The 11083-nt window shown below is 40.2% G+C and carries 10 protein-coding genes and 2 pseudogenes; 3 read left to right on the forward strand and 9 right to left on the reverse strand.

Annotated features, from left to right (window positions below):
- Positions 1–177 precede the first annotated feature (177 nt).
- A pseudogene (locus L655_RS01000000125900) lies at positions 178–2048 on the reverse strand (beta-ketoacyl synthase).
- A gap of 127 nt (positions 2049–2175) precedes the next feature.
- Between L655_RS01000000125900 and L655_RS01000000125905 the strand changes: the two are divergent.
- Both L655_RS01000000125905 and L655_RS0119260 read left to right on the forward strand, forming a co-directional pair.
- Positions 2176–3190: pseudogene (locus tag L655_RS01000000125905) on the forward strand (helix-turn-helix domain-containing protein).
- Positions 3191–3258: 68 nt separating this feature from the next.
- Entirely contained in the window at positions 3259–4494 is a 1236-nt protein-coding gene (locus L655_RS0119260) for an EAL domain-containing protein (protein ID WP_024605987.1), read from the forward strand.
- A 28-nt stretch (positions 4495–4522) separates the two neighbouring features.
- Here the strand turns inward: L655_RS0119260 and L655_RS0119265 are convergent, their stop codons facing one another.
- Genes L655_RS0119265 through L655_RS0119275 form a run of 3 tightly spaced genes read right to left on the reverse strand, consistent with a single transcriptional unit; the run spans position 4523 to position 7558 of the window.
- A complete protein-coding gene (locus tag L655_RS0119265) occupies positions 4523–5038 on the reverse strand; it encodes an MgtC/SapB family protein (RefSeq protein ID WP_024605988.1) in 516 nt (171 codons plus the stop codon).
- 8 nt (positions 5039–5046) lie between these two features.
- A complete protein-coding gene (locus tag L655_RS0119270; RefSeq protein WP_024605989.1) occupies positions 5047–6159 on the reverse strand; it encodes a GNAT family N-acetyltransferase/peptidase C39 family protein in 1113 nt (370 codons plus the stop codon).
- A gap of 4 nt (positions 6160–6163) precedes the next feature.
- Entirely contained in the window at positions 6164–7558 is a 1395-nt protein-coding gene (locus L655_RS0119275; protein WP_024605990.1) for a RimK family protein, read from the reverse strand.
- A gap of 293 nt (positions 7559–7851) precedes the next feature.
- Between L655_RS0119275 and L655_RS0119280 the strand changes: the two genes are divergently transcribed.
- Positions 7852–8190: a zinc ribbon domain-containing protein YjdM gene (locus tag L655_RS0119280; RefSeq protein WP_024605991.1), complete on the forward strand. Its 339-nt coding sequence runs from the start codon at positions 7852–7854 to the stop codon at positions 8188–8190.
- Between the two features lie 129 nt (positions 8191–8319).
- Here L655_RS0119280 and L655_RS0119285 read toward each other — a convergent pair whose 3' ends face one another.
- The 5 genes from L655_RS0119285 to L655_RS01000000125910 all read right to left on the reverse strand — a co-directional run.
- Positions 8320–8619 carry a type II toxin-antitoxin system RelE/ParE family toxin gene (locus L655_RS0119285; protein ID WP_024605992.1) on the reverse strand — a complete coding sequence of 100 codons (300 nt, stop codon included), beginning with the start codon at positions 8617–8619 and terminating at the stop codon, positions 8320–8322.
- On the reverse strand, positions 8607–8864 hold the full coding sequence (locus L655_RS0119290) for a type II toxin-antitoxin system Phd/YefM family antitoxin (RefSeq protein ID WP_024605993.1): 258 nt from the start codon (positions 8862–8864) through the stop codon (positions 8607–8609). The genes L655_RS0119285 and L655_RS0119290 overlap by 13 nt, the downstream gene beginning before the upstream one ends.
- Before the next feature lie 322 nt (positions 8865–9186).
- Positions 9187–9663, reverse strand: a complete 477-nt coding sequence (locus L655_RS0119295) for a GreA/GreB family elongation factor (protein WP_024605994.1) — start codon at positions 9661–9663, stop codon at positions 9187–9189.
- Positions 9664–9845: 182 nt separating this feature from the next.
- Positions 9846–10781: a protein translocase subunit SecF gene (secF, locus tag L655_RS0119300; protein WP_024605995.1), complete on the reverse strand. Its 936-nt coding sequence runs from the start codon at positions 10779–10781 to the stop codon at positions 9846–9848.
- Positions 10774–11083: MMPL family transporter (locus L655_RS01000000125910; protein WP_033012207.1), on the reverse strand; the 310-nt coding region annotated here is incomplete at its 5' end. The genes L655_RS01000000125910 and secF, both read right to left, overlap by 8 nt.

The raw sequence follows: 11083 nt of genomic DNA on the forward strand, positions 1-11083 counted from the left end.
CCGAATTGTTGTTTTGCCCAATGAGTATGTTCGTTAATCATAATGTGCCCTCAAACAAGATTTGAAGATCTGATCATGACATTGAGATTTAGTTCAAAAAAATCCCCGCTAATTTCTTAGCAGGGATTTGTGTATAAGAGACAGCTTAAAAAGCGCCTTGCTAACAAGTATGTGTGCTTAAAACATATCTTGATAGGAATTTGTTGTGCTAAACGTAATTGCTTTTTTAAAGCCCGGTAACTGAATACTTTGCTCGTCTATTACAATGTCGTTGTCGTCAATAAGTCCGTCGCCAAAGCGGTAAATAAGCTCATATTGGCCTAAATCAGCTTGAGCTTGATACATTTGTTGCGCGGCTTTAATTGCCATGTTTTTCTGCGCGTAACTACTCATAACTTCATCGCCATGGCGCTTAGCGAGCATTTGCATTGTTACTTTTGGTGAAAGTACGGTAGCTGTTGCATTATTACCGCCAAAGCCTTTTGAATTTATAAAAGCAATATCCATATCAGCGCATTCGTAATGGCTATTACGAATATCAAGATGATCGGTGTAAACATCATCAGCCACTTTATCAATTGTGGTAATACCCGGCATAATATTATGGCTAAATACACCTAAAGCTATCGCTAATTGGTCGCCACTTGCAGGAGCTATAGTATGGCCAACATATGCTTTTGGCGCAGTTACTTTCCAGTTATCAATAGCAAAGGTTTGTGCCACTTTATGATAAATTAATGACTCGGTTACGCGGTTTAACGGCGTACTTGAACCATGGGCTAATATAAAGCTGCGCTGTTGCAGGGCTTCTTTACCTAATAAGCTACTTGCCAGTGCCGCCGATTTTGCCATAGTAATGTAGTTACCCGGCCCTGGTGAAGTAATTGACTTTTTAATCCCGTCGGCATTTACAAATACATCTGGCACACACCCCATAATGTCAGCGCCTAACTCTAGTGCTAGAGCATCATCCATTAAAATAGCCACTTGCGCGCCTTCACCTAGCGTAAAGCCACAGTTTTCGCCAAACGGGCGGCTACTTTTACGATAGTCGGGCTCATCTGTATTACTTAAGTTATCTAAACGGCGCAAACCTTCAACGTTTGCCAGTGCGCTCATGTTACCAAAGCCTTCTATAACCTCTGGCGTAATAGCACATTCAACACTGGCTACCACAGCAACGCGGGTGCGCCCTGCTTGTATATCGTTAACCGCTGCGCGTAAGTTATATAAAAACGTAGCACATGCGCCCGAAGTTGAAAACGTAGTACCTACGTTGCCCGTTACATACGCATTAATAAAGTCGGTCGACATAGTATTTAAACCCAGCGCTAATTGCTTAGTGCTTACGCGGTCGCCTTGCTGGCGAGCTTTAACTAAGCCACCTAAACCTGTGTCATCCATTTGGCCAATAACAGACGCCGAATAAGTACCAATTTTGTCTGGCTCTACGCTATTCATTATATGTTGCCAATCAAGCCCGGTTGATTTTATTGCATCGGTAGCAGCAAAAATAGTTGCTTGCAAACCACGTGGCTGATAGCGGCTGNCCCTGCCGATTTAATCGGGTTGTCGCGAGTTGAAGCGTGTTTAACATCTATATCTGCGGCAATAGTAACTTTAACTTTTTTACCTTCGAGTTGCTCTACCTGCCAACTTGCAGGTACCGGTTGTGGTAAATCGCGAGCACGGGTTTCAAACACAATCGCATTCTCATCCGAGTTGCTTAGCGTCATTTTTTGCTGCCATGGGGTAGCGTCTGGATCAAAATGTTCGTTTTCGATTTTACGAATAAGCGTACCGGCAATTATTTGTTCACCAAAACGTGCTTCTATGTCGCTTTGCTCAACATTGTTACCTTGAGTGTCTTGTAGTTGATTATCAACAACACTAACTAAATTCATCAAGGTGGCGAGGCCTAAAAACGTTTCTTGACGATCTTGTGCACTTAAACTGTCTAACACAATACGGCGGTAACCTTGGTGAAAAGAAGTACGGCCAGCGGCATTAATGCCTCCCATGCCTACAATTACGGGTAATGCGGTCATAATTTACCTTTAAAAAACGTGTTATAAGAATATGACACTAGTTTAAATGGATTGCGCACCACACTTTGTGCTTTAATAGCCAAATATTAAGCATAAAAGGCCAACCCTAACTGGTCGGAGCATCTATATGACTGATAAACAGAGTAACCCCCCATTAAATATAGCTATTGCTGTTTACCAACACTTATTAATAACGAGTTTAACCCTCCCTATAGAGATGCTGAGAGCGGGCGAAGCCTTTGCAAAAGGCCATATTAATAAACAAAACTTTAGGCCACTCGCTATTCATTTAGTTGCTAAAAACCTTGAACCAATAAGCAATCGTACCGGCTTGGCAATCCTTCCCGATTGCGCCACCAGCAATACCCCAAATTGCGATTTAGTAATAGTGCCCGGTATTTGGCGAAACCCGCGCCCAGTTGTACGCACTAATCAAAATATAGTTACTTGGCTGGGGCAAAGTTTTACAAATGGCAGNCAGCCATATTATAGGTGTAGGCACTGGCAACTGTTTACTAGCAGAGGCCGGGTTACTTGACGGGCACCCAGCAACCACCCATTGGCATTACGCTAAACAATTTAGTCACGACTACTCCAAAGTACTGTTAAAGCCTGACTTTTTTATTACTCAATCCGAGCGACTCTATACCGTAGCCAGCCTAAACGCCCTAGCCGATGTAATAGTGCATATTATTAGCCAGTATTATGGCAAAGCTGCAGCGCAGCATGTTGAGCGCAATTTTTCCCACGAAATACGCAAACCCTACGAAGATCAGCGCTATCTTGAAGGTGCGGTTGATCGCCATCCCGATGAATTAATTGCCCAAATTCAATTTTGGTTAAAAACTAACTTAGCAACAGAGCTTAATTTACAGGATGTAGCCGCACAGTTTAATTTAAGCTATCGCTCTTTTACGCGGCGCTTTAAAGCAGCTACCAACCAAAGCCCTATTGAGTATTGGCAACAGTTACGAGTAGAAGGTGCTAAAGAGTTGCTCGCTTCGTCAAATTTATCAATTCAGGAAGTAGCGTTAGAAGTAGGCTATAATGATCAAGGTCATTTAACGCGAATATTTAGAAAAATATTGAACCAAACACCCAGTGAGTATCGTAAAGTAGTGAGAAAAAAATTGTTTGGTTAATACTTTAAAAACAAGCCAAGCTACTGTATTAATATAAACCATTAACTAAAACACAGGAAGTTGGAAATATGCATGTAAATTTTAGTGAAAATTTACTATTAGATATTGAAGCAGAGACTGATCTCAATACTAGACTAACTCGCTTGCTAGCACTTATTCGTAAACACCTTGATATGGACGTTGCTTTTATTTCTGAGTTTAAAGACTCTAAACGTATATTTAAATTAGTTGATACCAAACGCCCTAACGAGATTGTAAAAGTAGGTAATTTTGATCCCATAAACGAAACCTACTGTAATAAATTAGCCAATAATGAACTAGATAATATAATACCTGACATCAGTAAAAATAGTATAACCCGCAATATGCCGGTTACTAAAAAGCTTAATATTGGCGCTTATATTGGGGTGCCAATTACCTTATCTAACGGCGATATTTATGGCACATTTTGCTGCTATAACGAGCAAAAAGACGACACATTAAACAAGCGTGATCTGGCGTTTTTAAATTTAATTTCAGATCTGGCTTCACAGCTTATTGATACACAAATACAAGACAATGAAGCAAAACAACTTATTAAATCTAACGTACTTAATATTATAAACACAAACAATATTGAAATTTACTACCAGCCTATATATAGCTTAAACACAAATAAAGTTTCGGGTTACGAATCCTTGTCTCGCTTTTTTGTTGAGCCCTATAGAACACCTAACATTTGGTTTGATGAAGCAGCACAGTTTGGTTTAGGTGAAGCCCTAGAAATGTTGGCAATAAACAATGTTTTAGGCAATATGAGTCATTTCAATAAAGAGGTGTATGTGTCAATTAACACCTCTCCAGAGCATATACTAAGTGGTGCCGTTGCCAATGCATTAGCTGCTATTTCTGATTGCAGCAATATAGTATTGGAGGTAACCGAACACTCTCCTATTGCCAACTACAATGAAATGTTAACGGCACTCGCGCCACTGCGTAAAAAAGGCATACGCCTAGCTATAGACGATGTTGGTGCAGGGTATTCTTCTTTTCAGCATATTTTGGAGCTACAAGCAGATATTATTAAGCTTGATATTAGCCTTACCCGAAACATTAATAGCGACCGTCGAAAATATTTATTAGCTAAAGCATTATGCGGATTTGCTAAAGACATTGGTTGTAATATTATTGCCGAAGGCATAGAAACACTAGAAGAAATAAACACCCTCCGCAAACTAAATGTCGATAAGGTTCAGGGCTATTATTTAGGCCGCCCACAAGCACTTTGCGATGCTTTAGTGCATCAAAAATTAGTATTAAGTTAGTTATAAACTTAATTATAAAAACGCCACTTTATAAGTGGCGCTCTGTTTCATTTTCGCTCTTGCGATAATAGCGCTTTGAATAAATTTTAACTTTAGTGTGCACACCTTTACTTAAGCTTTTAAACTTAGCTTCAAGCACATCAACACCGTATAAAATACCGACCACCAGCACAGAAAGCTTAATAGCTGCGCCCAAGTTTTCGGTGGCTATCATTACGCCAATAGATGCCAGCACCCAAATAGTTGCTGCCGATGTTACTCCTACCACAGCGCCGTCTTTAGCTAGCATTACGCCTGCGCCCAAAAAGCCAATACCAGTAATTATTTGTCCCACTACGCGAGAGTGGTCAATTACATCGCCTTGTAAATTAAACGCAGTGGATAAAAACAAATACGTGCCCAGCGTTATTAGGGCTGATGTACGAATTCCTACAGGTTTGCCACGCAATTGGCGCTCTATTCCAATAATGGCACCGCAAAAAGCCGCAGTACCAATAGCTGCCCATGAATACGGGGCTACATCAATTAAATCTAAAAAAGTCACTGTTAACCTTATATTTTATTAGCTATAGCCACCGCCGTTCTTAAACGTTGGCTACCAAACGCTGACATTTTACTAAAATCACTTCGCGCAATAGGTACATATTGGCAATCGATTGCGAGCTGTTTATCGTTACCTGGCTCACAAAACGGATCGTGAACATACACGCAGTGCTCATCAAGGTGCGTAACACACACCCAGTGTGGCGATTTTTTACCATCAAAACTGTATGTACTAATTAATAACAGCACACTAAAGCCTTTACTTAACCACTGCTCAATATGCTCAAGCTCTACATCTTTATGCTTACGCGGTATATTTGCTTGCGCTATACCATCTACAAATTGCTGGTGTACGGTAGCTAACACCACTTTTTTGTTCTCGTTACGTACACCATCTAAAAACAAAGGCTCTGTGGTATTAACCATTACCTCGCTTTTAAAACCCCGCTTGTTAGCGGCAATTGCCAAACCAAACGGGTGGCAACCACCGTGACCCGAGGTCATAAAAATGGTGGTACCTTCACGCCAAAGTGCCAGCTCATGTGATTGAGTAAGCTCAGTTGTTGGCTCAAGTGCACCCATTGCCATTAATAGCGCAGCAGGCCCACAAGTAAACTCGGTAGTTTGCTGATACCACGGCGTTAAACGCGCCACTTTTAACTCACTCGTTTGTCGAATGTTTTTTTGCATTCGTAGTGCGTCACTGTGGTCATCGTAATAATCGCTATATTGACCAAACACTCTGTAACCTAAGCTTTTATAAAGCCCTATCGCACCTTCGTTATTTACAGCCACTTCTAAACGAAGGTAAATACGCCCTCGCTCATACGTTTCTTTTTCAAGGCTAGTAAGCAATGCCTTTGCAACGCCCTTACCTTGCATTGTGGGTTTTACAGCAAGCGAATATAAACGCGCTAAACGCGTCCCTTTATGGCACCACACTAATCCATATCCACATACTTGCTCGCCATTTTGGGCAACGAGTAAAATACCGTGTTTTGCACTAAGCCAGCGTTTTAGACTACGCGGACTTAATTTATCGTTATTAAAGCAAGCATTTTCAACGTCAATCAGTGCATTTAAATCACTGCTAAGCGCCTTTCGAATAACAAGGTTGCTCATGTTATTACCCACGGCCTCGTGCTTCTAAGCGTTGTTTAAACTCATCCATAATGATCATGTATAGCTCGTCGCCTAAATAGCCGTCTTCTACTTTGTGATCAATACTTGGGTTGTCGTTTACTTCAAGTACATATGCTTTGCCTTGATGCTCTTTAACATCTACGCCATATAAACCCCTACCTACCGTTTTACACGCTTTTAATGCTGCATCTAACACCGCTTTTGGTAACTCAAAGGTTGGTAATGTTTCAAAGCCACCTGAGAAAAAACGTTTCGCGTCGTGGTTATAAATTTGCCAATGGTTACGCGCCATTAAATAGCGGCATGCATAAATTGCACGGCCATTTAACACACCCACTCGCCAATCGTATTCGGTATACATGTACTCTTGTGCAAGCACTAATGCGCTATATTCAAACAGCTCTGTAAGCTTAGCGGCAAGCTCATCACGGTTTGATACTTTAAACACACCTTTTGAGAACGACCCTTCAGGCATTTTTAAAACAAGCGGATACGTAAACGCTTCTTCTAATTGCTCAAGCGTTTCATTTGCTTGATCAGCCACTACAACCGTTTTTAAACTTGGCACTTTTTGATAATTAAATGCATCGTGTAAATACACTTTATTACAACAACGTAAAATAGACTCAGCATCGTCAATAACCACTAAACCCAGGCTTTGCGCTTTGCTTGCAAGGCGATACGTTGGGTGGTCAATCGCTGTAGTTTGGCGAATAAATAACGCATCAAACTGGGCAATGTTATCAATTTCGTCAAAGCTTAATGCTTGTGCATAAATACCGTGTTTAGCCGCTGCTTTAATAAAACGTGCAATGGCGTCTTTGTCACTCGGTGGTACTTTTTCGTTATGATCAACAAGTATTGCCATGTCCCATCTAAAACGACGTTGCACAGAACTAATACGCCACTGCGTTTTAGTAAAGTTATCTAGCTTGGCTACAAATTCGCTGTACTGCTGCTCGCTTAAAGACGACATCGAGCCTTGTTGCAATAAGCCTTGCTCATCAACAAATAAAATAGGCGTTGGGTATTGTTTAAATACCGACTTTGCCGCTTTTGATTGTAAATCGTTTTGGGCATTACCAAAATAAAGTGTGCCATCTATTTGGCCCACATTTAACATAGGAGCTTGGCCACTACGAAGTGCATTAATGGTTTTTACACTGGGTAAAACTTGGTGTTTGCGCGCCTCAGCAAGTAACGAGCAATAGTAACCTTTGCTCAAGTATTGGCTTGAGTCGCACAGATTAATAATGCGTGTTTTTGGTTCGTTATGTTTTGGGTAATCACGTAAGTAGGTATTAAACGTAATTACATTTTCGAACGATTGAGCAAGCGTTTGCTCGTTGTTATCAACCACAATTAAGGTTTTAAACACGACTTTTCCTAGTTAAGTCAAAATATAAAAAGCATGCTTAGTAAAGTACTAAGCATTATAAATAGAAACACCCATCGTACTAAGTGGGCATTGCGCGAATCACTTAATATGATGGGTGCTTTAACAGGTACCTACTGTACGAGTTAGCGCTTAAATTGCTTAAGCGACATGTGCTTTATATGCCCTTTTTTAAAAACGCACAAACGAGATATTTTTAGCGTGAAGATGAAAAATATTGATTAACTAATAACGCAGATTAAAATACGCAAAACAATACCTTATGAGAGTTAAAAATGTCGCTGCCTGCTTGCCCAAAATGCCAATGTGAATATGTTTACGAAGACCAACAACTGCTTATTTGCCCCGAGTGCGCCCATGAGTGGAACCCAAATACTACAAATGATGAAGACGCAATTTTAGTAAAAGATGCCAACGGCACTTTACTTAATGATGGCGATAAAGTGACCGTAGCCAAAGATTTAAAAATTAAAGGCAGCTCGCAAGTAATTAAAATTGGCACCAAAGCGGTCGTTAGAAGAGTGCTTGATAAAAAAGATCACGAACTTGATTGTAAAGTGGAAGGCATTGGCGAAATGATGGTAACAGCGAAGTTTGTGAAAAAAGCTACCTAAAATTGGATATTTAAAATATAGGATGTTAGATGAGATGTTTGGATGGCTTTTTAATAATTGCTTCTTACAATAATTAGTATGAGGGTCATACTAATTTCACTCAGGGATTACCTACTTGTTAGCTGTATATTACGTTAGCAACAAAAATTTTCGTAAGTCTCGCTCTTGCCTCATTACGTGCAAAATATATACTTTATTGTTATCTTTTTTGTAAAATATACGACAAGGATTCACGACCAGTTCAAGATAATTTAGGTTAGCTAACTCAATTGGTTTTTTACCTGATTCAGGAAAGGGTTCGAGACGTTCAACTTTTTCAAATATTTTGGCAACCAATTTTTTCGCTGACTGCAAATTGCTTAATGCGATATATTCAGCAATATCGTTAAGATCATCCAAAGCTGGATTAGTCCAAATTATTTCAGCCATTTTTTCATTTTATCTTTAGCTTCAACATTCGACATGGTTTCACCATGACTTATTGCCTGCTCTCCTTTTGCAAGTGACTCAAGAATTTGCATACGCTTTTGCATAAATTCATAATCATCGACATCTACTAAGTATGCCGATGGTTGCCCATGTTCAGTTATCAACACAGGTTCTTTAGAGGAATGAAGTTCAGATAATATCTTCGTTGCTTGACGCTTCAATGTTGTTACTAGTTCTACTCTCATAATAATCCCCAAACAAATGTATCACTATAGTAGCACCGAGTAGCCAACTTGGGAAATACAACAAACGAGGCTGTAAAGCACTAAAATCAATTAAAAAGGGAACACCTAACATCAACCCTGCTCATTTTTAAACTATTAGGTACTTCTCATTACATGCCTTTGTACAAATTGAAGTGCACACCACGTTACGCTATAAAAGCATAGCTGTAGGTTGGATAAATGGCGAAGCCATACCATACGACAATTAATTTATGAATAAAAATAAGCGTTTATTGTGTCGATATGGCTCTACCAGCAAACGGTTCACTCACAAACCAAAGCTTTATAAAATCTCTACCACCACGTATTCTTGGGCTTTACCTGCAGTTGTTAGCGTAATTTCATCATCAATCTGTTTATTTAATAACTGCTTACCCATAGGAGCGCCGGGTGTTACTACAGCAATTGCGTGCTGTTTAACGTTTACCGTTAATCCACCAGCGGCTGGGCCTAAATAAAACCATTTTTGGGCTGCGTTATCATCTTCTAAACATACCAGCGAACCGATAGCTATTTTGTCGGTTGGCTTTTCGTTAAAGGCAGGTTCGAACAATTCTATACTTTTATAGCAATCGTTTACGCGCTGGGCTTGGCCTTGAGCTAAATAAGCGGCTTCGAGCCCTAGCGTATCGTATTTATTTTCGGCTATGTTTTCTTCATGTGTGGCGGTGTCGTGCGCAGTTTTTGCCGCTACTTTTGCTGTTGTAAGCTGCGCTTCTAGCGCAAAACGAAGGTGTTCGATAACGTGGGTTTTATTCATGGGGATTAATACAATACTGGCAGTAAAAATAAGGCAGTTAGTTTAACATTTTTGCTAGGCTTAAAACCATTGTTTTAAACCCCCGCAAGTTTGGTGGGAATACTAGCGGGGCTTAAATTAGCATTAAACAAGCAAAGAGCTGTTGGTTGGTGCAGCTCTTTGCTTGTGCTTTATTAAAAACCTTATGGCATATCTAATAATGTTTGCGTGTGGGCATCTACTTTTACTTCGTAATTTTTAGCGCTTAATCCCAATAGCTCTGGCAAGGTTGCCGCTATACAAATAGATGAGAACGTACCCACTACAATGCCGATAAATAATGCAATAGCAAAGCCTTGCAGTGGTGCGCCTGCAAGTAACCAAACGCTGGCAACCGTTGCAAGTGTGGTACCCGACGTTATTAAGGTACGTGTTAGCGTACTTTTAATCGCATTATTAATAATAGTCGCTGGGCTAAGTACATTGTTTGATTGAACACGTAAAAGCTCACGCACTCTATCCCCTACTATTATTGAGTCGTTAAGTGAGTAACCAATAATAGCCAGTAAACTTGCCAGTACGGTTAGGTTAAATTCAATTTGTAATAGTGAAAATAACCCAAGTACGAGTATTAAATCGTGCACTAGCGCTACTACAGAGCCGAGTGCTAATCGCCATTCAAAGCGCACTGCTAGGTAAATCATTACTGCAACCATTGCAGCAAACATGGCTAAGCAGCCTTGATCAAATAACTCATCGCCCACTTGTGAGCCAATATAGGCCGACGATAAAACCTGTGCGTTTATATCATCATTTTGTGTAACGGCGCTTTGCCAATCAAGGTTATTAGCTGTTTTTGATGCACTTGGCGCTTCTCTTAATTGAAAATGGCTATTACCTTGCGCGGTTAGCTCAAACTCACCATTGTGATTTTTAGCAATAAACGATTGAAGCTCTTTTAGTTCAACGCTTTGGCTGGTTGTAAACTCTGTTAAATAGCCACCAGTAAAGTCTAGGCCAAAATTTAAACCTTTTTGCGCAAGCGTAACTACGGATAGCAGCACTAACATGGTGCTTAAAAGCATGCCCATAAAGCGTAAACGTGTGCCCGCCTCGTCTTTCAAAAAAGTGTTAAGCATGTACTTTTACTCCTGCATTTTTACCCATTTTTAAATACAACGTTTGGCTTAATATTTTTGATACGTACACACCTGTAAATACAGACGTTAAAAGCCCCAGTGCGAGTGTAATGGCAAAACCTTTAACGGGCCCGTAGCCTATGCCGTATAAAATAAGTGCGGTGATCATGGTGGTTATATTGGCGTCAAATATTGTATTTGCGGCTTGTTTATAACCCTCTTGAATAGCTTGATATGGTGCACGGCCTTGGCGACGTTCTTCTTTAATGCGTTCAAATATTATAACGTTAGTGTCTACCGCC

Source organism: Pseudoalteromonas sp. TAE79 (assembly GCF_000498015.1).
Classification (GTDB): Bacteria; Pseudomonadota; Gammaproteobacteria; order Enterobacterales; family Alteromonadaceae; genus Pseudoalteromonas.